This is a genomic window from Ensifer sp. Root423 (genome assembly GCF_001426275.1).
Lineage (GTDB): Bacteria > Pseudomonadota > Alphaproteobacteria > Rhizobiales > Rhizobiaceae > Ensifer > Ensifer adhaerens.
Map to the genome: position 1 here is coordinate 1 of NZ_LMEG01000025.1, position 22446 is coordinate 22446.

Here is a 22446-nt window from a genome sequence, read left to right on the forward strand (position 1 = left end):
GTCACGCTTAAACTCTTCGCTGAAATTCGATTTGCTCATGATGCTCTTCTTGCCTCAAAATTAGGAAAGAAGGCGTCTACAAATCTCGGTGCTATTCAATCCAAAGGTACAACGTCGCCGTCAATTGTCGGGGTTACGGGGTCATGAAACTCGTATCTAGGCTGCCTGCTTTGCTGGCGGCCATACCTGGAGTCGGTGCTCGAAGCAGTACCACTGGGGCTCCCCCTTCCCGACTGTGAATCCGAAACCGCCCCATTTGCTGCAACCCGGTTCCAGGCAGTAATGGACGTAAGGACCTGTGTTCGTCCTTGTCTTTGCCGTATCGGGTTCGTCGCTCATTGCGCATCCTCCGTCCGGTCAGCACACGGGCGCCAGCCCCGGGCAAAGCCGAGGCTCATTGAGATCTCGGCCAACGCCAATTGCTGGCGAAGATGCTGGCAGTCGGCCAGCAAGGTCCGAATGGTCGCTTGCGCGTCGCCATCATGCCAGGCCATGGCCGCGGCAACCTCGTCGATCACTTCAGCTTGCTCCTCGAGCTCGGTTTGTCGGTAGGCTGCGGACATAATTTCTCCCTCCCGCACGCGCTGGAGTGTTTCATCTTGGTATTTTTCAGGTGGCGGCCGCATCGCCGATGTTCTTATTATGTTCCCACCAAGTAGGGAGTCAGTCCGTACATTAGATTTTCCCTCTCGTCGCAGTCGCTCGGGTTTCGGCCTCGATCTCCCGCCCGAAAGCCGCACGTCCCTCGGCTGTGGCCAGTCGCAGCGTCAGCTCTGAGGTGCAGAACCGCAGTCGCCTTATCTTGGGAGATAACGTGACGTTATACCCAGATTGTCTGAATTGTTGCCCCACAACCGTTACGAAGGTAACGACAGAACTGGTCAATATCATTGGGTGTTGCAGCGAGGTCAGAAGAACACACATGCCTTACGTTATTATGTTCCACGACGATTCGGGTGTCCTCGAGCGAAAAAGAGAACTACGCGCGGCGCATCTTGAGTACGTGAAGAGCAATGCACCCCGCATTATCGCGAGCGGAGGGCTCTTTCCGGATGACGACGACTTTCCAAATGGTGGCCTGATTATTCTCGATTCCGAAGTGCGGCAGGATGCGGTCGACTACATCGAAAATGACCCATTTTTCCTGAACGGGATATTCACGAGTTACACAATCGATCGATGGCGCAAGTTCATTTTTGATCACAAGCCGATTTCTACCTGAGTCCAGAATTTGGAAGCTTAGGCGGTCGAAGTTCTCGCCGTACTCCCGCATACGGTACGGCGAGTGCGATCGGATCTCTCATTAGGATCCGGTGATCACCTATCCTGGTCAGCCCCAGACGATACATCGCCTACGGGAGGCTTTGTGTGGCGCTCTACTTGCACTATATTCGCTCCAAAGAGACGATCTGGGACGTCGAATGCAGTTCAAGTCAAGAAATCTGCGTGCCTTGGCCGAGTGCGTAATAGGCGATCTGCCAGGCTTCCCGTATCGTTCCAGCAAGTACATCACCGAATTCTTCGAAGACTGCAATCTATCGTTTGTACACAACGGCTCGACGAGATGGGCATGGACAGCGGAACGTCTGGCCGAGCTTCTGGCAGAAGGCTCCCCCCAACAGCATTCGTTGCCAAGCAGGTTCGCCCATCTGTTCCGCGTCCTGATGGACAGATCGGATGCCGTTGAAGGTGACGCGGACAGAAGCGTTGCACTTGCGACGCTCAACGCTCCGTTGCGACGAGAGGGCTACGAGGCATTCTTCGACGACACCTCAACGCTTCAGTTTCGTCATATAGCGACGAAGCGGATCTCGGAATTATCGAACCCACATCGTCCGTTCCACCCGGAAGAGGTCAAGAAGCGCGCGGAATTGGCTGCGTTCCTCGACCGCTGTTCCGAGGACGAGCTCATCGAGGACATCCTGCTCCCGATGTTTAGGCAGTTGGGGTATCACCGGATCACATCCGCCGGCCACGCTGACAAGGCACTGGAATATGGCAAGGACATCTGGATGCGCTACACGCTGCCAACGATGCACGTGATCTATTTCGGACTTCAGGCAAAGAAGGGCAAGATCGACTCCTCCGGGGTCACCAAGGCGGGAAACGCCAATGTCGCCGAGATTCACAATCAGGTCACGATGATGCTTGGCCATGAAATCTTCGATCCGGAGGTGAACCGCCGGGTTCTCGTCGATCACGCGTTCATCGTCGCAGGAGGCGAGATAACGAAACAGGCAAGAAACTGGCTTGGGAACAAACTCGATGCAAGCAGGCGATCGCAGATCATGTTCATGGACCGTGAGGACATTCTGAACCTGTTCGTTGTATCAAATATTCCGCTGCCGTCTGGCGCTGTCGCGATACAGCCGCTCGGCGGAGCTGATGAAGTTCCGTTCTAGGTGAGTTCGCCCACCAGGCGATCTCCATGACTGAGTTCGGCAACGCATGCCGGCACGCTGCTCACACCTTCCGCTCCACCCATAGGCGTATCCATACGATGCAGCCGCGCTTGGTGCCAACGAATCCGAGAGTGTCCACGATCGCCCGCGCCAGCGTCGACCAACAGAGGCGCTCTTGCCAGTGACGGGCGAACGACGAACAAAAACCGGAGCCGAACATGCACGAGCATGTTCGGCTCCGGCGTTTCTGGTGTGATGCCCGGCGGTATTGCGGCTACTCCGCGATAGCCTCTTCCTTTCGCCGACGAATGCTCGGCAAAATCATCGCGGCGAGTGCAAGTGCCCCAAGCGCAAGGAACACGGCACTCACGGGGCGATCGATGAACACGCTGACGTCACCCCGCGACAGGACCATCGCCCGCTTCAGATACTCTTCCAGCATCGGTCCAAGCACAAAGCCGATCAACAACGGAGCCGGCTCGAATTCCAGCTTGATGAGGGCATAACCGATCAGACCGAATACCACCGTCTGATAAACGTCGAAGGCGGAGTTGTTTACCGAATAGGCCCCGATGCCGCAGAACACGAGGATTGCAGGATAGAGGTATTTGTAAGGTACCTTGAGAAGCGAAACCCACACGCCGACCAGCGGGAGGTTGATGACCAACAGCATCAGATTGCCAATCCACATGCTCGCAATCAGTCCCCAGAAAAGGGTCGGTTGCTCGTCGATCATCCGCGGCCCTGGCTGGATCCCTTGAATCATCAAAGCGCCAATCATCAACGCCATGACCGCATTGGCCGGTATCCCGAGTGTGAGCATTGGAATGAATGACGTTTGAGAGGCGGCGTTGTTCGCGCTTTCTGGACCTGCCACGCCTTCGATAGCCCCGCTGCCGAACTCGTCCCGGTGCTTAGAGACTTTGCGCTCCAGCATGTACGACGCGAACGTTGAGAGCGCGAGGCCACCCCCGGGCAGCACGCCCAGCAACGAACCCAATGCAGTACCGCGCAGGACCGAAGGCACCGACCGTGAGAACTCGTCCTTCGTCAGCCACAGTTTGCCGACGCGCGACACGGTTCCGGATCGGTTTTCCGGACACTCGAGGTTGCGGATGATTTCAGCAATGCCAAAGAGACCCATCGCCAACGGCACAAAGCCGACGCCTTCAAACAGTTGAGGGAATCCAAGAGTGAAACGGATCTGGCCGCTTTGCAGGTCGGTCCCCACCAGCCCGAAAAGGACGCCGAGAACGATCATCGCCAAGGATTTGAGAATGTTGCCATGGGCGAGGACGGTCGCGGCGATCAGGCCGAGCAAGATGAGCGAAAAGTATTCGGCCGGGCCAAACGCCATCGCGACCGTAGTCAGAAGCGGACCTGCGCCGGCCACGACCAGCGTGGCCACGGTCCCGGCAAAGAAGGATCCGATCGCGGCAACTGTAAGCGCCGCTCCGGCTCGGCCCGCACGGGCCATCTTGTGCCCCTCGAGTGTCGTGACGACCGCGGTCACTTCCCCCGGGAGGTTCAGCAGGATCGCTGAGGTCGATCCGCCATACTGCGCCCCGTAGTAGATGCCGGCGAGCATTATCATGGAAGTGATCGGATCCAGTCCGAACGTCAGTGGCAGGAGCAACGAGATTGTCGCCACCGGGCCTACCCCCGGTAGAACGCCAATCGCGGTACCGATGACGCATCCGACAAAGGAGAATGCCAGGTTCTGGAAGGTGAAGGCTACCGAGAGCCCGAGCGCGAGATTGTCAAGCATCTGTGCAGACCTCAGGGATTGGTGAGAAACGAAGGAAGGAACGGCACGCTGATCTGCAGTCCCCAGGTAAAAACCAGCCAGCAGATCGCCACAAGGACGACCGCCAGTGCCGCAATACCCTTCAGCGTCTGGGTACGGTCAGCCAATCCGCTGATGACAACCAGCGCCACCGTTGCCGCGGCCATGCCGATATCTTCAAGCATCGCGCCAAAGATCGACAGCGCTGCCAGGATCAAGCCGACTTCGCGCCAGGCCCATTTTTCGAGGCGCTCCGGGGAGCCATAGAACCCAGCCAGAAGAACGCCCATGCCCAGCACGCCGAGGGCGACAAGCACGACAAGTGGCATGTAGCCTGGCCCCATTCGGCTGGCCGTCCCTAGCTGGTAATCAAGATTGATGTAGATGCCGATCGCCGCCAGCAGCAGCAGGATAACTCCGCTCGCGATGTCTTTGGCGTTGACTTGTTTGCTCATCGTCTGGTGCCTCCAGTCAGTGGAACGATCGTCCGCCATCGACCGCGAGCGCGGCGCCGGTGACGTACGAAGATTCCTGACTCGTAAGGAATAGAATGGCGCTGGCGATTTCATCTGGCCGAGCGACGCGTTTCATCGCGTAGTTGTCCGCCTTGCCTCCGTTGCCCAGCGCCATGGGCGTATCGACCATGCCGGGACAGACAGCGTTGACTCTGATCTGGGGAGACAGCTCGGCGGCGAGCGCGCGACTGAGGTTGACCACTGCGCCTTTCGACGCTGCGTAGGCGGTGTGGTTGGCGACGTTCGGCAGCAATCCCTGGGCCGAGGCGATGTTGACAATCGTACCTGTCTCGCTGCCCTGCAGGAACGGCACGCAGCTCTTCGTAACGAGGTACGTCCCGATGAGGTTCACGTCGATGATCTGGCGCCAGAGTGCGACGGGCATGTCCTGGATGGAGCCCGTCGCCATGATCCCGGCTGCATTCACGAGACCGTCTATCCCGCCGAGATTGTCGTGAACCCGGTTCGCCGCCCTTGCGATGTCACCTTCGTCAGTGATGTCGGCTGCAATGGCGTACCCGCCGATTGTGCTTGCAACTTCAGTCACCGCAGCGGCGTTGCGATCCAGGCAGGCTACAAGCGCGCCCTCCACGGCGAAAAGCTCTGCGGTTGCCTTGCCAATCCCCGAGGCGGCCCCTGTGATGAGGATCCGGCGGCCTGCAAGCCGCCGACTGCCGCCGGTGTTGTTTTGTTCGTTCATGATACGGCCTCCCTGCCGCAGGTAAACGGATGCGATAGTCGGAGACGCCCCCGCTACCGCATGATGAACGGATTGTCGGGTGCCTCCTCAGCGACCGAAATAATCACGCTCTTGGTTTCGAGATACTCGTTGACAGCCTCAATGCCGCTCTCGCGACCAAGACCGGACCGTTTCATGCCACCGAAGGGCACCATGTAGCTGTAGGCGCGGTAGGTGTTGACCCACACAGTTCCAACATCGAGCGCTCTCGACATCCGGATAGCCCGGCCCATATTGGTCGTCCAAACGCCGGCCACCAAGCCATAGTCGATCTCGTTCGCGATCTGGATCGCCTCTTGCTCCGTGTCGAACGCGATGATGGAGAGGATTGGTCCGAAGACTTCCTCCTGCGCGATGCGCATCTGGTTCGTGACATCAGCAAACACCGTGGGCTCCACGAACTGGCCGCCGGTCAGGCCAGGCCCAAGCGCCGGCTTCCCGCCCAGAACGCACCGCGCTCCGTCGGCCCGCGCGACAGCCAAGTAGTCCATGACCTTTTGAAACTGGGGAGGAGTGGCAATCGGCCCCACATCTGTTTCCGGATCCATGGGATCGCCCAATCGGATGTTGCGAGCAAGCTTGAGCAACCGATCGGTAAAGTCATCGAGAATGGACCTTTGCACCAGCAGTCGTGAGCCTGCCGTGCACATCTGGCCGGATGCGCCAAAGATTCCTGAAACCGCGCCAGCCGCAGCAAGCTCCAGATTCGCATCCGCGAAAACGATGTTCGGCGACTTTCCGCCAAGCTCAAGCGATACGCGCTTCATCGCTCGCGCTGCTGTTTCATACACTTTCGCGCCGGTAACGTCGGAGCCCGTGAAGGTGATCTTCGCCACGTCGGGGTGTTCAACCAGGGCCGACCCCGCTTCCTGGCCAAGGCCCGTGACAACATTGAAGACTCCCGGGGGCAGACCGGCCTCCTTGACCAGGGCGGCAAACTCCAGCGTGCTTGCCGAAGCGAATTCCGAGGGCTTGACCACAACGGCGCAGCCTGCGGCCATCGCAGGTGCACACTTGATGGCAGCAAACCACAACGGAGAATTCCAGGCCGTCAGAGCCGCTACCACACCAACTGGCTCCCGGGTCGTGAAAGCGAGTGCGTCAGCCTTCTCAATGGGGATGGAGTGCCCTTCGATCTTGTCGGCCAAGCCTCCATAGTAGCGCCAGCACTCTGCAATTGCACCAAGTTGACCTCGCGTTTCGCGCAAGAGCTTTCCGTTGTCGCGGGTTTCGATCTCCGCCAGATGATCCCGGTTTTTCTCAACCAGATCGGCAATCGCGTTCAGGAGCTTCCCGCGTTGGGTCGCCGTGAATTTCGACCAAGGTCCCGTAGTCATCGCGCTCCGAGCGCTGCGCACCGCGCGATCGACGTCATGAGGTTTCGCGCGCGGGATTTGCGCCCAATCTTCTCCGCGATAGGGATCTGCGGTTGCCAAAAATTCGCCGTCCACCGGATCGACAAAGTCGCCGGCGACAAACATCTGGTAGCGTTTCATTGAACATCCTTCTGAGGCTTCTTCGCCTCAAGCCATTGGGTGCCGCGCCCCCGGCGACTGCTGGTCCGGGGGCTCGGCGATCATCGTTCAGTCGGTGAACTTGACGTTGTTTTCCTTGATCACCGTCTGCCAACGCTGCGCCTGCACCGTCATAAACTCTCGCAAAGCTCCACCCGTCAGCAGTTGCTCCTGGAATGCGAGAGGCTGAAACTTTTGATGAAACGCTTCGCTCTGGACGCCCTTGGAAATTGCATCAGACAGACGCTGTACGACCGCATCCGGAGTGCCTTTGGGCGCCATGTATCCGTACCACAGCATGCTGTCGATATCCGGATGACCGAGCTCGCGCATGGTGGCGACGTCCGGCAGGTTCGAAGTTCGTTCCGGCGACGTGACCGCAAGGACTCGGAGAAGGCCGTTCGCGGAAAGTGTTGCCGCCTCACGCGCTGACGGGAACATCATCTGGATGAAGCCGCCGCCGAGCGATTGCAGTCCTTCGGGGTTGTTCTTGAAGGCGACGTGTACGCCATTGCCGCCAATCTCCTTGATGAAGCGCACCGCCGTGAGATGCGCAAGGGTCCCTGCACCGGCGCTACCAAACGTTATCCCTTCAGGAGATTTGGCGACCTTGATCAAGTCGTCCATCGTCTTGATGTCGGATTGCCCGGAAACGACCAAGGCCATGGGATATCCGCCAATGCCGACGATCGGTGCAAAATTGTCAAGGTTGTAGGGGAGATTGTCGCGCAGTACGGTCTGCACGATACCCGACGTTGTCAGGCAGAGAATGCGGTACCCATCGGGATCGGACGAGGCGACAAGGTTGCCCGCGACGGTCGTTGCACCGCCGCCGCGATTGTCGACGATGATCGTCTGGCCGAGATCCGCGCGAATCTGCTCCGCCAGGAAGCGGCTGAGCGTATCATCGTCTCCGCCTGGCGGATTGCCGATAATGAAACTGACAGGATGGCTCGGATAGTTCTCCTGAGCGAAGACGGATCGTGCAAGCGGTAAGGTCAGAGCCGCTGCCGCTGATGTAGCGACGAGAAAGTTTCTACGGTTGATGATCATGATTTCCTCCTAAACTAGGCGCCGCCTCCACACGGCATCTCTTGAGAAAAACTGTATTCGACAGTCCGCCGTGGCGCCATACAAGACCGCTGCCAACGGCCATAGGGTATAACATAGACTTATCCCTCCCTTCCCGGGAGACAGCATTCAGAGTAGTGTGACAAGTCACGCGAGGCCGTGCTGGATGAGTTTGTTCCAACTGAAATTGAGGAGGTGCGGTTGGTGAGCGGCTTGAGGATTGATCCCAAGAAAATTCTTTATCTGGCAACGATCATCGAACATGGCAGCCTCAAAAGCGCTGCCAAGGCTCTGGACATGTCGCAGCCGGCTCTCACCACCTCGATGAACCGGCTTGAAGAAGAGCTTGGAATGCGGGTTCTTGAGCGAGGCCCGTCCGGTGTCGTGCCGACCGCCACAGGCGAGATCCTATATTGCCATGCGCGATTGATCCGAGACGAGATCAGCCTGGCCGCGCGCGCCTTGCTTAGCGCGCAAGGTGGGAACCCGGGCATCATCCGAGTGGGCAGCCTTCCGAGCCTCGCCAGCTCCATCATGCCCATCGCTCTTAGCCGTTGGCGGGACATCCACCGGGAGCGAGAGCTGGAAGTCGTCGAGGTTCCACAGATCGACTTGCTCACCGGGCTGCTTCGCAGGGAGTTCGACTTCGTTTTCGGCTTTACGGAGTGCTACGACCTTGAAAACGGACTTCGCCAGCGCGTTCTTTTCCGTGACAAGCTCTGCGTTATCGCTCGCGCGGGGCACCCATTGGCCTCTGAACGCAATCTCCAATGGGAGGTGCTCGTCTCCTATCCGTGGGTCTGTCCGACGGCCCGGCGATCGCATGTGATCCTTGATGCGGCATTGAAAAAAGCCAATGTCGCTCCGCCCGAGCAAATGACGGTTTGCGGCTCGGTCACGCTGCTGAAGTCCCTTGTGGTCAATGGCGATCATCTGGCCGTCCTCCCAGCCCACGCGGTGCGCGTCGACTTGGATGAGGGGCGACTGTGCCGACTGGACGTCACCGATCCGGTCCTTGATCGCAACATCGCGGTGTTCTTCCGCGAAGGCTACCAGCTTGATGAACCAAGCCGTGACCTCGTCTCACTCGTCGGTTCCGTCGGACAAGAGCTGTCCGCCCGGGAGAAAGAAAGGGCGGCGCTCGAGGCCAGCGCGCCGCCAGAAGACGTTGTCACGAAGCTAGAGGCAGAAGCCCCTGTGCCCGCTCCTTGAAACCGAAGACAGCCTTGACCTCGAGATATTCCTCCAAGCCAAAGATTCCCATTTCTCGGCCATTGCCGGACTGCTTGTAGCCTCCCATCGGAGAAGCGGGATCGGCTGCTGCACCGTTATAGAAAACCCGCCCGGCGCGTAGTCGGTTTCCGACCTGGTAAGCCTTCTCGGCGTCCCCGGAGAAGACATAGCCGGCCAACCCGAACGGACCTTCGTTTGCGATTGAAATTGCCTCCTCTTCGTCGTCATAGGCGAGCACGGCAAGGACGGGGCCGAAGATCTCCTCGCGAGCGATCGTCATTTCAGGCGTTACATCTGCAAAGATCGTGGGCCGTACGAACGCACCTCTGCTAAGGCCGTCGGGCAGGCCAGGTCCCCCGCAAACAAGCGTCGCACCTTCTTCAAGTCCAATCTCAATGTAGCGCTGGACGCGGTCGAACTGAGCCCGGTTCACCATGGGACCCATGCTCGTCGCCGGATCACGAGGATCCCCGATGCGGATCTCGCTGACTTCCTCCCGCATTGCCCTCAGGGCTTCCGGCATCTTATGGCGCGGGATCAAGAGTCGGCTCGGAGCATGGCAGGATTGACCGGTGTTGAAGAAGCATCGTTGGACGTTCCACCGTGCGGCGGCTGCTATGTCCGCATCGGGAAGAACGATGTTCGCGGATTTCCCGCCGAGCTCCAGCGATACGCGTTTGATCGATTGTGCGGCGACAGCGCCGACACGTGCGCCGGCGCCAGTCGAGCCGGTGAACGAAATCAGATCCACGTCCGGGTGGCCGGCAAGAGCTTCGCCGACTGTCGCTCCTTCCCCCAGGACGAGGTTGACGACGCCCCTCGGTACTTCGGCCGCCTCCAGAACCTCCGTCAGCAGGATTGCGCTGATCGGTGTGACCTGGCTCGGTTTGCAGACCACCGTGCAGCCAGCAGCCAGGGCGTAGGCGATTTTCACCGTCAGCGTCTGGATCGGCCAGTTCCACGGCGACACGAGGCCGCACACGCCAATGGGCTCCCGGCGGACAATTGTGTCGCCAATGCGGGATTCAAAGGGGTAGCTCGCAAGAACCATCCGGGCCTGACGAAAGTGCGTGAGCGGGCCCGAGACCTGCACGCGCGCGCTGACTGGGCAGCCCATTTCTTCCGCGATTACGGCCGACAGCTCGTCCATTCTCGCTTCGTATGCAGCAATGATCCGGTCAAACAGGGCGATGCGGTCGGCAACCGATGTTTGGGAATAGGCTGTGAAGGCGCGTCGCGCAGCCGCAACTGCCCGGTCGACGTCCTCCACTCCACCCATCGCGACCTTTGCAAATGGCGTACCGGTTGTTGGATCCGACAGCTCCACGGTCTTTAGAACGGAGGGTTGAACCCACTGCCCGTCGATAAATAACTTGGTGTATTCGCGCATGTTTCGGTCCCTTAACTGCTGTGGGTGTAGCCGCCGTCGCAGGCAATCGTCTGACCGGTGATGAAACCCGCAGCGGGGGTTGCCAGGAAGATCATCAAGCCGACGAGATCTGTGTGCACCATCCCGCGCTGGATGCATTGCTGCGACAACTGGAGGCGCCTGAGGTCGAGCGTCGGGTTGACCGCCCTTTCAACTTCAGTGGCGACCGGCCCCGGGCGAATGCAATTGACGTTGATGCCATCAGACCCCAACTCACGCGCCAGAGCGTTGGTCATCCCGATGATCGCGGACTTCGACGTCACGTAGTGCAGATAATTTCGGACGCCCTTTGGAACAGCGTCGGACGAAACATTGATGATCCTTCCCCAGCCTGCCGAGCGCATGAGCGGCGCCACGGCGCGAGCACATAGAAATGGTCCCGTCACGTTGACACGAATGACGCGGTCCCATTCGTCCAGAGGAATCATTTCGAAGTGACGTTTGTCGAGCGTCGCAAACATCGCCGCATTGTTGATCAGGACGTCGATGCGACCGTGTTCGGCGATCACCGACTTTACGAGGATGTCGACCGATCCGGCATCGGCAATGTCAACTTGCAGGGCGCTTGCCTTCCCGCCGCTTGCAACGATCTCGTCTCGTACGTTCTGAGCATTTGTCAGATTGAGATCTGCAACGACGGGCGTGGCGCCGGAAGCTGCGAACTGCCGGGCAAGCTCTCGTCCGATCCCTTGCCCCGCGCCTGTTATGAGCACAACCCGGTCGACGACGCTGAAATCACGGGCCCATCCTGGTACACCCGAATCCTGTGGCGTATGGACGACCGTATCGTCGGGTTCGGAAGATGCTGAAACGGCTCGTGTTTCGAGCTCGCTGGTGATCTTGGTCATTGGAATTTCCTTGCGTGCGCCATGGCCGCATTGGTGAAGAATGTTACATCGGCTCCCGCAGTCGCGTAGCGGGCGCCAAGCGAAATCATTTCCTTTGCAAGTTCGGGATTCGATCCGAGCCCGCCAACGCCGAGGTAGATCCCATTGGCTTTGCAGGCATCCGCCACACGCGCGAAGGCCGCCCGAACAGTCGGATGCTCGATCTGCCCCGGGAGCCCGAGCGCGTTGCACAGGTCGTTTGCGCCCACGAGAAGCATATCGACGCCATCGACCCCCGCGATTTCGTCAATCGCGTCGAGCGCCGCCAGCGACTCCACCATGATCACGACCATCGTCGCCGCATTGATGCGTTGCATTGCTTCGACTGCTGGTGTCGGGCGGAATTCGAGAAGCGGCAGACACGGAGCGATAGAGCGATGGCCGAGCGGGGGAAACTTTGCGGCCTGGACCACGGCAACAGCGTCCTTGGCGGTTTCAACTTGAGGAGCGATCACCCCCATGGCGCCGCATTCGAGGGCCCGGGTGATCGACGCATGGCCGCTATCGACGACACGCACAAGCGGCGTGATCCCTGCCAGGTTGCTGGCTATGCAGATCTGGCCGATCGTCTCAAGCGAGAAGCTATTGTGTTCGAGGTCCAGAAAGAGACAATCGAAGCCTGCGGTCTTGGCGATCGCTACTATCTCCACGCCTCTGATGAGACGTACGATCATACCGACCGTAAGTTTCCCTGCAGCCATCTTGGCAAGCAACGGATTTGCGGAGCTGACACTCGGCTCTGACATTGACAGATCTCCATTCTTACGCCGAATGCCTCCCATCCGCCGTCCACTACAATTTTAAGATGTGCTCGCGCACCATGACGCGAGCGCCATGAGCTTTTCGCTGCGATTTAAATTTGAAGCGGCAGGCGCCCGGAATCAATCAGGATAAACGCCCTACATCTTAAGGCGATAACATAAGTTATACCCTCGGAAATCGGCCTATTCCCGCGATCGGCTGCGTCTCCTAAAACTAGACACACCTGATTTCGCGAACCGAGGAGGATGATATGCGCATCTCAGAAGCAGCCAAAGCCGAGGGCGGAAGCGTCGGCAGCATGCGGGACGGCAAGCTGGACCAGAAGTTTCTGCTGACCGGAGACGACGACTCTCCGAACAACTACCTGTTGAATGTTGGACGCACTGGTTCCGGGGGATGGGGCACGCCACGCCACCGTCACAACTTCGATCAGGTCCGCTACGTTCTTAAGGGCAGCTACCCGGTGTCGCCTCACAAGGTCATGAAGGAAGGCACCGTGGCCTACTTCCCCGAGAGCGTCCACTATGGTCCGCAGGACCGCCCGGAAGGGCTTGAAATGATGGTCATTCAATTCGGGGGCGCCAGCGGTGAGGGCTTCCTCAGCGTGGCGAGACGCGAAGCCGCGAATGAAGCGCTCAAAAAGAAGGGCGAATTCAAGAACGGCGTTTTCACCTGGTACGACGACCAGGGAAACAAGCACAACAAGGACGGTTCGGCCGCGTGCGTCGAGGAGGCAACGGGCAAGAAGCTCGAGTTTGCGGAACCTCGCTATGACGACGTCGTCATGATGTATCCGGAGTCGAGTCCTTGGCTGCAGTCGGGTACCCCAGGCGTTTCGACCAAAACGCTTGGCGTTTTCACGGAACGCGAAATGCGGCTCGGCTTTGTCAAGATTGAAGCAGGCGCGACGTTCAATACGGAGACCCGGACCGCGATCGAGATCCTGTTTCTGAGCGAGGGTCAGATCACCGTCGATGGCAAGGCCTACGGCCCGCAGACCGGGATCGAACTTCTTCCGACGGACGCACCCGCCGAGATCACGGCGACGGAAGACGCTCTGCTTCTGGCCATTCGCCTCCCCCGGTTCTGAGAACCGAGCCTGCTCCGAATGCCGCCCTGAACGATCAGGCCGGCATCGAGCCTCATTTTCTAAAGGACGTACGATGAAAGTCGCCAGATTCTCGAATAACGGTAAGGTCTTGCTTGGCGTCGTGAACGACGCTGCGGGCACCGTTCACCCGTTCGATTCCAATTTGACGAGCATGGCGGATCTCATCCGCTTCAGCGCGTCGGGTTTCAGCTTCACTGCAGCATCCGGGCCAGGACTGCCTCTTTCCGAGGTTACGCTCGTGGCACCGATCATACCTGAGCGGAACATCTTCTGCGTCGGCAAGAACTACTACGAGCACGCCAAGGAGTTCGCGGGCAGTGGCTTCGAGGCGGGCGCCGTCAAGGGGCAGGAAATCGATGCCTATCCTGCAATCTTCTCAAAGCCGCCGAGCACCGTCATCGGTCCGGATGCTGTCGTCGAAATGCACCCGCAGGCAACTCAGGCTGTCGACTATGAGGCTGAATTGGCCATCGTTGTCGGTCAGCCCGGTCGCAACATCGCGGAAGCCGATGCGATGCAGCACGTCTGGGGATACACCATCGTCAACGACGTCACCGCGCGCGATCGCCAGCGCAATCACAAGCAATGGCTTGCCGGAAAAGGGCTCGATACGTTTTGTCCGATGGGCCCCTGGATCGTCACCGCCGATGAGATTGACGGGGCCAACCTTGATATCGAATGCAAGGTAAACGGTGAAGTCCGGCAGAAAGCAAACACCAGCGATCTGATCTTCAAGATCCCGCAGTTGATCGCGGCTATTTCCGCGGGTCTGACACTGCAGCCTGGCGATGTCATCGCTACCGGCACGCCCGCGGGCGTCGGGATCGGATTTACGCCGCCCAGGTTCCTCAAGGCCGGAGATCGCGTTGAAATCACGATCTCGGGCATCGGGTCACTGAGCAACACCTTCGCATAACGCCGCTTCGCATTTTCCGAAACGCGGCTGGCTCGACGAGCGGACCAACTGGCCCGTTCGTGCGATGGCGCGGACTAATGCCGGCAGTTGTCTTTCACGGCCGGCCGAAATGAGGAGTTCAGTGCGTTTCGGAGGGATTTTCATTTCACGACTGTTCTCAGGGAGGAACAAATGAACTGGTCTCAGATAGCAAGACGAAGATTGATCGCAACGGCGATGGCGCTGGGGGTTGCGCTGACCACAACGCACGCCTCGGCCGCCGACGGCCAAATCCGTTGGCTTGTCGGTTATCCGCCTGGAGGGTCTACGGATGCAATAGCTCGGCTTCTTGCAGCGCCGATCTCGAAGACGCTCGATCAGACGATCATTGTTGACAACCGCCCGGGAGCCGGCAGTTCGATCGCAGCGGCCGCCTTGGCCAAGTCAAAGCCGGACGGCCTGACTGTCATGTCGGTCGACAATGGCACGCTGGTGATCAATCCGGTAGCTTACCGCACGCTGCAATATGATCCGGACAAGGACTTCCGGCCGGTCGGCGTTTACGCTGAAGTGAACTTCCTGCTCGCGGTCGGCAAGGACCAACCCTACAAGACGGTCGAGGAATTCCTGAGCCAGGCCAAGACGGCGTCCGTCCCGATAGCCTACGCGAGCCCCGGCATTGGATCACCGCTGCATCTCGCAGTGGAGAGGATGGCGCGCGAAGCGGGCGTGAAACTCGAGCATGTCGCATACCGCGGGATGGCGCCTGCCCTGAACGATGCGCTCGCCGGTGTCGTTCCAAGCATTGTCATCGACTACACCACCGCCCGTGAGATGATCCGTTCAGGAGATCTGCGACCTCTTGCTATCTTCTCTTCGACCCGCCTTCCCGCGCTTCCCGATGTCCCAACCTTCGGCGAAAAGGCGCTTCCGGGGTTTTCAGCCGTCGCCTGGCAGGCGATGGTCGTGCCGAACGATACCCCTGACGAAGCCGTCAACCGACTGAGCGATGCTCTCGCGAAGGCGCTAGAGGATCCGGCCGTCAAATCGCGCTACGGGCAGTTGGGACTGGGCATGCCGCCGAGCGACCCTCAATCCTTCCAGAAGCGCTGGCAGGAAGACAAGGCAGTTTGGCAGCCGTTGATCCGCGACCTGGGGGTCACCCTCGGAGAGTAGAGCAAGCATAGAATGGGCTGCCTGGCCGGGCAGCCCATCTTGAGGACGGAGCTCGCAACGAAGCACATCTATTTCGGCACCGCTGTTAGAGCATCGTCTACCGTGTCGGCACGCTGGCCAGGAAGCCGCTCGGATGTGCAATCTCACCTGCATGGACGACAAGGACTGGGTTCGAAACGGGCTGTCGATGGTCGAGGGACTGATCAACCTCATGCCCACGTACCAGGTCGACCCGGACGGCACCGATAGTCCGCAAACACGGCGGACGGCCGCAAGCAACTCGACCACACGCGCCGGGGTCGGCCGACTCCGTTCTATATCCTCAAGAAGGCCGCCGAAACCAGAGCCGAGAAGCTCCTGAGTCCCGATGATCAGGTGTAGGCGAGGAGCCGACCAGCGAAGACCACGCCCGTCCATGCGATCATCGACACTCCTGCCGCGACGCGGGCGGCGACCGGTGTTACGGCGGCATCCGTCCACTCCTCGACGCTTCGGTAGATGCCGTAGTGGAACACTGGCACGTTGAGGCCAGCGAGGATAAGCAGGCCGAATTTCCATGGTGCAGCTCCCGCGCCAGCGACCAAGGTCGCCTGCGCGCTGAGCAGTGCGATTCCTGTGGCGAAGGCGATGGCCAGGCCGACGTGGGAGACGGGCAGCAGATAGCGCGCGGCTGTGGTTACGGACACGACGCGGTGTCCGACGCCCAGCAGTCGGAGGTCGAAGGTGAAAGCCGGGCCGACAAGGACAGCAATCCCAATGATGTGGGTGGCGTCAAGCACGGGATAGAGATACTGCGCATTCCGCACCCAGCCGCCGAGCGCAGAGCCCTGCAACAACATCAGCAACGAGTTGAGAAAATCAAGCATAGTCTGTTCAATTCCGGCCCGTGCAGTGGCACAGGCGGCGGATATTATCCGCACCTGCTACAACGATGATCCCGAACACCACCCAATCCGCTACGTCTTGCGCGGCGGCTTCTGTCTTGTAATCGGGGTGGTACCGCATTCGTCGAGAAAACCTAGTTCGGCAGCGGCGCTCGTACCGGGAGCGTGTTGCCGAGCACCTGGTTTACGGGCACGTTGCCATCCCCGTACCAAAACACAACTGGTCGAAACAGACCGTCATCTGTCCGATTGATGTAGCCGACGGCCTGGAAGCGTTCCCCGACCTTCAGCGCACGGCCCAGGCCCCACCTGCCCGACCAAGCCGGCGGCGCGATGACGATTTCCAGCTCCTTGTGGGGGCCTTTGTACGAGAGAGCGGCATTGACCCGGATGCTGTCCTCGGGATCTTGCAACTGCTCCGGAATCGCCAGCTCGGGAGTGTCGGCAGGCAGGCTGCTGTTCAAGGTCACATGGAAGAGCGAGTGCGGGTTACCCCAGGTACCATCTGAAGAGACCGTTCCCGCGATATAGACGAGGCGATCTGTGTCGAACCCGGGCCATCCATGATGCGCGACAGCAGGAGACACCAGAACCGTTGCCAGTGCGATCATGGCAGCAATGCCTGAATTGGCTAGCCGCCTTAGTCCCCGGATGCCCATGGGGGTGTGCGAGAAAATGCTCTCCATTTGATAAACCCTTTCGTAGCCAGTACCGACCGCAACCGTCGGGCTGGATGAAAGGTATCACTGCGCGATGCGTCGGATTACCGCGGTTCGATCGATCGCACTTATGTGCGTTGACCATGGATACGCAGGAGGATGGTTTGCGAACCTGTAGTCAGGGCGAAGCATCATTGCCCGTCCTGCTCTCCCGGATCATGCAGGCGTATAGCGGGACCGCTCCCTCCAGCACCAACGGCAGAGGTTCGCGTCGCCAAGCCTCGCTGACAGATCTCTTGTCCAACCCGCTCGACGATCGCTATCAGGTCTCGGCTCGCTTCATCCATCTGATACCCTTCCCTGAAATAGAGGGCGATGTTGCGGTCCAGCGCCGTGGCATCAATCGGAATGTTGCATAGCCGCCCCTCGTCCAACTCCTCGTTCACCGCGTGCAATGGTAGTACGGCCAAGTGATCGCTGTTCGCGACTACGGCCTTCAGCAACGTGACGGAGCCGCACACGGTCACGTTTTCAGGTGGAGAAATGTTCGTGGACCTGAGCGCCGCACCGAGGACGGCATGCGGCCGGCGCGCTGAAGGAAAGACCCAAGGATAGCTAACCAGCGTGCGCCAATCGACGTCGAGCTGCCCGGCAAGCGGGTGCCCTTTTCGCGCGATGACAAGAAGCTTGTCGCGAAACAGCACACGCTGACGCAACCCCTCCTCGAGGTCGTAGCACTCCGTGAAGCCGATCACGAAGTCGAATTCCCTCCGCAGAAGGCCGACAAGCAGATCGATCTGCGGACTTTCTACGATCTGCAACTCGCGATCTGGATGAGCCTGCCCCCATCTTTGTAGGGCAAGCGGCATCACGCTGGTCGCGAGGCTCGGTAGACTTCCAAGCCTTACGGCGGCGGGCGCACCGCCCCAAGCATTGAGCAAGGCGCGCTCCGCCAATCCGATCTCGTCTCGAATAAGGCGAGCGTGGCAGTATAGGATTTCACCAAGCGGCGTTGGGAAGACACCTTTGGAGGTTCTTTCAAAGGCTCGTATCCCAAGCTCGCTTTCCAGTCGGTTCATCGAGCCGGAGAGCGCCGGTTGAGAAACGTTCAACGCGCGGGCCGCGCTCTTGAGGCTTCCGTGCTCAATGATCGTCGCAAGGTAGAGCAACTTCTTTGGATCGATCTTGTGCACCAGATGCATCTGCGACGCCCTCAGATCAGCGCATCTCAACAAACGGCAGCACCGGCTCGCCCACCCGCAGCGCTACAGGCAAGCAGTCTGGCCGCCATCGACCGAAACGACAGCGCCAGTCATGAAGCTGGCATCCTCGGTGAGAAGGAACACGATCACTGCGGCAATCTCTTCCGGCTCACCCATACGGCCGATCGGATGCGCTGCCTTGATACGCTCTACGGCCGCCGGATCCTGCAGCATGTATTCGACCAGGGGCGTTTTTGTCATACCCGGCGCCACTGCGTTGACCCGGATGCCGAGCGGCCCCAGTTCCGGCGACATGGACTTTGTTATGCCCGAAACCGCGAATTTCGAGGCCACATATGGGAGTCGATTGGGTACTCCCATGACACCGGCACCTGACGAGATGTTTACAATCGCGCGCGGCCCTGTGTCGTCGCGCACCGCACGCACGAACGCCTGGCACATGTTGACAGTGCCCCCCAGATTAACCGCCATGACGCGCTCAAGCTTTTCGGGCTCGACATCCAAAACGCTCGCAACGCCGGTGATCCCAGCACAGTTGATCAGTCCATTCAGCCGACCGAGCCGCGCACGCGTCTGGATTGCCAAAGTTTCGGCTGCATGCTGATCGCGGACATCGAGCACGGCCCCTGAGATGCGAGCGCTGCCGCCAAATTCCGACATGATTTTATCGACGGCCTCATTGGTGACGTCGACCGCAACGACGTCTGCTCCCTCAGCATGCAGACGCCGGACGCAAGCAGCTCCGATACCGCTTCCTGCACCTGTAACAATGACCGTACGGCCCTCAAATCGATTCATTCTATTTCCTCCATTCCACGCACAGAACACCGCTTGGATCGGCGCCAGTAGGCTATGCGACATTGACCGATCGCCCTCCGTGCGGAGCCTTCTCCCGCAGCGCCCGGCAAGACCAACGGTAATCGTTTGAAGCCAACGTTTGTCAACGCAGGTGACGAGCGTCCACTTCGGGGAAACCGAAGCGGGAAACGAAGGCGGCAGAAAATATTCTTACGGATCAATGCCTTACATAATTTTTTGGTCGCCCAAATGGTATTGCATTGTGTTATACCCCTTGCGGGCCGAGTATTCGTCGCGCCACTTTTCGTTGCTCGCAACCGGCGCACTGCGGAGATAACGTGGGCTTATATGCCCGGATTGAGTCACCGGGTTTTTCGTGCACTTCTGACGGGGGCGACAGCGCAGCTCGTCGGCCGCCTGCAGAGGAGATCACATGCGGCATAGGCAAGCCACAACAGACGTGCATCGTGCCTCCATCGTGTCGGCAGGAGCCGTCAAGGTTGGGGATTTAGAACTATGTGTGGTTTCGGCAGGCCCGCTCGACATCGGCGAACCACGAAAGGCCTTTGACGCGGCATCTTCCGACGACGTGAAGGTTCGCGACCTCTGGACCGAGAGCAGCATTGTCGTTGAACAGAACGTTCTTGCGATCAGAAGCCAGGGCCGCGTCGCCATATTTGAAACCGGGGCGCCGACGAAAGATTCTAACGCCAGCCCGCTTTGTTCAGAGCTCACCTCTGCAGGCATCGCGCCTGAGAGCGTAGACGCAATCATTCCCACACATGCACATCTCGATCACGTCGGAGGTATAATGCGCCCGGATGGGCAGCGGAATTTTCCGAATGCCAGAATTCATCTCCATCCTTGTGACGTCGAATTCTGGCTGGCAGACGAACGCCTGGGTACACGCGGAGAACGTTCGGCACTGGTTGCGCGTCGCAACCTGAACCCCAATCTCGATCGATTGGTACTTCACGTCGACGACCAGGAAACCTTCCCGGGCGTCACGGCGATGCACACACCCGGCCATACCGTCGGACATACAAGTTTTGTGATCGGCTCCGGCAGTGAGCTTCTTTTTGTGGTCGGCGACATCATTCATCACCCGTGTCAACTCGCCTACCCACGCATCAGGATGCTCTTTGACACAGACCCGGATGCCGGTGTCGAAACACGCCTCAAAGTGCTGGAGTTTTTGGCATCAAGGACCATGCCCGCCTTCTTCTTCCATTTCCCTTTCCCAGGCTGGGGCATTGTGGAACGCGCCGGGGAAGGCTATCGTTTTCTACCGCTGCCCATGTGAGCCGCGCAGTATCAACCGAACGCCGCAGAGCGGGACGCTGCAACATCAGCGAGGATCGAAAGTGCCAGCGAAGCAGAGTCGCGGGTCGGGCCGAACAAACCAATCGGCGCTTTGATGCGTGCCAGTTCGGGTTCACCGTGTCCTAGCCTGAGCAACCGATTGAGGCGCCGCTGGTGCGTTCGCCTGCTCCCCAGAGCGCCGAGGTAGAAGCAAGAGGTTTGCAACGCGGCGTCAAGGACCGGCATCTCTTGTTCGAGGTCATGGTGAAGAAGCAGGACGGCAGAAAACGGATCGACCACGTCTCCGATAAAACGCGATCCCCTCTCCGGTGCCAGAACGGTTACCTCGAACCCCGAACATTCTGCGAGGCGCGCAACGCTTCGCACTTCGATCGTCTGTCCCGAGATGACGACTTTCGTGGAGGGGCGATAGATGGTCAGGAAGTCGTCACCGACCCATCCCGCACGCTGCATCGGTTCGGCCAGGACCAGCGATTGTCTGGCGGGCGAATATCTGAGAGCGGTCGCCTGTCGTAGCCTCAAGGATTCGAGCGCCCTTTCGACTTCTTCCATCCTCCGCACGACGTGGATAGCAACCGTGATCCCTCCTCCGCACGGAAGCACAACATCGAGGAACGGGGACCCATCGCCGAAGCGCACAATTCGATCGCGACCCTCTGCCATGGCAAGCAATGCTTCAGCGGCGACGGCAGCTTCGACGCACCCTCCAGAAACGTACCCGGCAAAGCGACCATCGCCGAGAACAATCACCTGTGAACCGAGTGATCGCGCGGCACCGCCCCGGATTTCGACGAGTGTTGCGATCGCTACCTGCGAGTCCTTGAATGCTTCAGCGGCAAACTTGAGGAGTTCAATGGGGTCATCCGTCAGAAGCGCTCTGGCAGGAGTCGGCAAGACTAGAAGCGGGTTGTCGTTCACATCAGTTCCATGATTGGACGGCCACCGCCCCCTCGGCGCCAGGTTAGAGTCCAGGCGGAGTAGCCCGCCCGACAGCTTGCCTCGCTCTCAGACGCGTAGGAGGGCCTTGATTGCGCGACGCTCATCCATCGCGCGGTAACCTTCGGCGACGTCAGCGAGGGGAACCTCGAGATCAAAGACCTTCCCCGGATTGATCTCACGGTTCAGCACAAGTTCCATGAGATAGGGGAGATAGCGGCGGACGGGCGCCGGGCCGCCCATCAGGCTCTTCTGGGCGAAGAACAGGGTCTGACCATCGATCTGGACACCATGCGGTACGCCGACAAAGCCGATGTGGCCCCCGGGACGGGCGCAGTTCATCGCCTGCGTCATCGCCTCCTGCGTTCCGACGCATTCAAGAACGGATTCAGCCCCCACGCCGCCTGTCAATTCCTTAACCCGTGCGACACCTTCGTCGCCTCGTTCCGAGACGATGTGCGTGGCACCGAAATCGAGCGCGAGATCCTGACGAGTCTTGTGCCGGCTCATGGCGATAATCTTCTCAGCCCCCATTTGCTTGGCCGAGAGCACGCCCATCAGGCCGACCGCGCCGTCGCCGACGACGACGGCCGTCGACCCGGGCTGGACCCGCGCCGCATCGGCGGCATACCAGCCGGTACCAAGGACATCCGAAACGGCCAGCAAGCTCGCGATAAGGTCGTCGGACGGCATTTCGGGGGTCGCTACCAACGTGCCATCAGCGAGCGGAATTCGGGCATAGGGCGCCTGCGCACCAGACATGAACTCCCGCTGTTCGCAGGAGGACGGAAAACCGAAGCGGCAGTGGGGGCACGTGTTGTCGGAAATGCAGAATGATCCCACGACGAACTGGCCTGGTTTCACCGTCTTGACGTCGTCGCCGACTTCGACGACCACGCCGCAATATTCATGGCCCATGTGTGTCGGCCCGCCCACCGGCTGGAGCCCACGGTAGGGCCATAAGTCGGAGCCGCAAACACAGGACGCAGCCAACTTGATGATAGCGTCGGTGGGCTTGAGAATTTTTGGTTCGGCGACCTCCTCGCAACGGATATCGCCTTTGCCGTGCAGAACCGTAGCCAGCATGCTTCACTCCCTTTCGA

Annotated in this window: 22 protein-coding genes and 1 pseudogene; 8 read left to right on the top strand and 15 right to left on the bottom strand. The window is 59.5% G+C overall.

Annotated elements, in window-relative coordinates; translation table 11 throughout:
• Positions 1–335 precede the first annotated feature (335 nt).
• Positions 336–563, bottom strand: a complete 228-nt coding sequence (locus tag ASD01_RS22465; RefSeq protein ID WP_060644474.1) for a hypothetical protein — start codon at positions 561–563, stop codon at positions 336–338.
• A gap of 359 nt (positions 564–922) precedes the next feature.
• Here ASD01_RS22465 and ASD01_RS22470 point away from each other — a divergent pair, with 359 nt between their 5' ends.
• Together ASD01_RS22470 and ASD01_RS22475 are read left to right on the top strand one after the other, a co-directional pair.
• The gene (locus tag ASD01_RS22470; RefSeq protein ID WP_060644447.1) at positions 923–1222 is read left to right on the top strand and encodes a YciI family protein; all 300 of its coding nucleotides are present in this window, start codon (positions 923–925) and stop codon (positions 1220–1222) included.
• A 199-nt stretch (positions 1223–1421) separates the two neighbouring features.
• The gene (locus ASD01_RS22475; RefSeq protein WP_060644448.1) at positions 1422–2402 is read left to right on the top strand and encodes a PDDEXK family nuclease; all 981 of its coding nucleotides are present in this window, start codon (positions 1422–1424) and stop codon (positions 2400–2402) included.
• Positions 2403–2676: 274 nt separating this feature from the next.
• Here ASD01_RS22475 and ASD01_RS22480 read toward each other — a convergent pair whose 3' ends face one another.
• From ASD01_RS22480 to ASD01_RS22500, 5 genes are all read right to left on the bottom strand, one after another.
• The gene (locus tag ASD01_RS22480; protein WP_060644449.1) at positions 2677–4170 is read right to left on the bottom strand and encodes a tripartite tricarboxylate transporter permease; all 1494 of its coding nucleotides are present in this window, start codon (positions 4168–4170) and stop codon (positions 2677–2679) included.
• Positions 4171–4181: 11 nt separating this feature from the next.
• Complete coding sequence (locus ASD01_RS22485) at positions 4182–4643, bottom strand: tripartite tricarboxylate transporter TctB family protein (RefSeq protein ID WP_060644450.1); 462 nt, start codon at positions 4641–4643, stop codon at positions 4182–4184.
• 16 nt (positions 4644–4659) lie between these two features.
• Positions 4660–5403, bottom strand: coding sequence for an SDR family NAD(P)-dependent oxidoreductase (locus ASD01_RS22490; protein ID WP_060644451.1), 744 nt, complete (start codon positions 5401–5403; stop codon positions 4660–4662).
• A gap of 53 nt (positions 5404–5456) precedes the next feature.
• Complete coding sequence (locus tag ASD01_RS22495) at positions 5457–6938, bottom strand: aldehyde dehydrogenase (RefSeq protein WP_060644452.1); 1482 nt, start codon at positions 6936–6938, stop codon at positions 5457–5459.
• Positions 6939–7025: 87 nt separating this feature from the next.
• Positions 7026–8009, bottom strand: a complete 984-nt coding sequence (locus ASD01_RS22500) for a Bug family tripartite tricarboxylate transporter substrate binding protein (protein ID WP_244495289.1) — start codon at positions 8007–8009, stop codon at positions 7026–7028.
• 177 nt (positions 8010–8186) lie between these two features.
• Between ASD01_RS22500 and ASD01_RS22505 the strand changes: the two genes are divergently transcribed.
• Positions 8187–9239 (top strand): LysR family transcriptional regulator, encoded by a 1053-nt coding sequence (locus ASD01_RS22505; protein WP_244495290.1) that lies wholly within the window; start codon positions 8187–8189, stop codon positions 9237–9239.
• Here ASD01_RS22505 and ASD01_RS22510 read toward each other — a convergent pair.
• From ASD01_RS22510 to ASD01_RS22520, 3 genes are read right to left on the bottom strand one after another with little or no spacing between them, the layout of a single operon-like run.
• Positions 9199–10650 carry an aldehyde dehydrogenase family protein gene (locus ASD01_RS22510; RefSeq protein ID WP_060644453.1) on the bottom strand — a complete coding sequence of 484 codons (1452 nt, stop codon included), beginning with the start codon at positions 10648–10650 and terminating at the stop codon, positions 9199–9201. The two genes, ASD01_RS22505 and ASD01_RS22510, sit on opposite strands and share 41 nt — an antisense overlap.
• Before the next feature lie 11 nt (positions 10651–10661).
• Positions 10662–11537, bottom strand: a complete 876-nt coding sequence (locus tag ASD01_RS22515; protein ID WP_060644454.1) for an SDR family NAD(P)-dependent oxidoreductase — start codon at positions 11535–11537, stop codon at positions 10662–10664.
• Complete coding sequence (locus tag ASD01_RS22520; RefSeq protein WP_060644455.1) at positions 11534–12322, bottom strand: HpcH/HpaI aldolase family protein; 789 nt, start codon at positions 12320–12322, stop codon at positions 11534–11536. Before ASD01_RS22520 ends, ASD01_RS22515 begins: the two co-directional genes overlap by 4 nt.
• 266 nt (positions 12323–12588) lie before the next feature.
• On the opposite strand from ASD01_RS22520, the gene ASD01_RS22525 reads away from it, so the two are divergent.
• From ASD01_RS22525 to ASD01_RS37645, 4 genes and pseudogenes are all read left to right on the top strand, one after another.
• Complete coding sequence (locus ASD01_RS22525) at positions 12589–13428, top strand: hypothetical protein (protein WP_060644456.1); 840 nt, start codon at positions 12589–12591, stop codon at positions 13426–13428.
• Between the two features lie 73 nt (positions 13429–13501).
• Positions 13502–14365 (top strand): fumarylacetoacetate hydrolase family protein, encoded by an 864-nt coding sequence (locus ASD01_RS22530; protein WP_060644457.1) that lies wholly within the window; start codon positions 13502–13504, stop codon positions 14363–14365.
• A 201-nt stretch (positions 14366–14566) separates the two neighbouring features.
• The gene (locus tag ASD01_RS22535; protein WP_244495291.1) at positions 14567–15520 is read left to right on the top strand and encodes a Bug family tripartite tricarboxylate transporter substrate binding protein; all 954 of its coding nucleotides are present in this window, start codon (positions 14567–14569) and stop codon (positions 15518–15520) included.
• A gap of 133 nt (positions 15521–15653) precedes the next feature.
• Positions 15654–15877: pseudogene (locus ASD01_RS37645) on the top strand (SOS response-associated peptidase); the annotation flags it as partial.
• Between the two features lie 14 nt (positions 15878–15891).
• Here the strand turns inward: ASD01_RS37645 and ASD01_RS22540 are convergent.
• From ASD01_RS22540 to ASD01_RS22555, 4 genes are all read right to left on the bottom strand, one after another.
• Positions 15892–16386 carry a hypothetical protein gene (locus ASD01_RS22540; protein ID WP_060644459.1) on the bottom strand — a complete coding sequence of 165 codons (495 nt, stop codon included), beginning with the start codon at positions 16384–16386 and terminating at the stop codon, positions 15892–15894.
• 152 nt (positions 16387–16538) lie between these two features.
• The gene (locus ASD01_RS22545; protein WP_244495292.1) at positions 16539–17015 is read right to left on the bottom strand and encodes a DUF6152 family protein; all 477 of its coding nucleotides are present in this window, start codon (positions 17013–17015) and stop codon (positions 16539–16541) included.
• 239 nt (positions 17016–17254) lie between these two features.
• Complete coding sequence (locus ASD01_RS22550) at positions 17255–18265, bottom strand: LysR family transcriptional regulator (RefSeq protein WP_082584678.1); 1011 nt, start codon at positions 18263–18265, stop codon at positions 17255–17257.
• Positions 18266–18328: 63 nt separating this feature from the next.
• Entirely contained in the window at positions 18329–19084 is a 756-nt protein-coding gene (locus ASD01_RS22555) for an SDR family NAD(P)-dependent oxidoreductase (protein ID WP_060644461.1), read from the bottom strand.
• 433 nt (positions 19085–19517) lie between these two features.
• Here ASD01_RS22555 and ASD01_RS22560 point away from each other — a divergent pair, with 433 nt between their 5' ends.
• Positions 19518–20387: an MBL fold metallo-hydrolase gene (locus ASD01_RS22560; protein ID WP_082584679.1), complete on the top strand. Its 870-nt coding sequence runs from the start codon at positions 19518–19520 to the stop codon at positions 20385–20387.
• A gap of 11 nt (positions 20388–20398) precedes the next feature.
• On the opposite strand, the gene ASD01_RS22565 is transcribed toward ASD01_RS22560, so the two are convergent.
• The gene (locus tag ASD01_RS22565; protein ID WP_060644463.1) at positions 20399–21325 is read right to left on the bottom strand and encodes an XdhC family protein; all 927 of its coding nucleotides are present in this window, start codon (positions 21323–21325) and stop codon (positions 20399–20401) included.
• Between the two features lie 87 nt (positions 21326–21412).
• Positions 21413–22429: a zinc-dependent alcohol dehydrogenase family protein gene (locus tag ASD01_RS22570; RefSeq protein WP_060644464.1), complete on the bottom strand. Its 1017-nt coding sequence runs from the start codon at positions 22427–22429 to the stop codon at positions 21413–21415.
• Positions 22430–22446 lie beyond the last annotated feature (17 nt).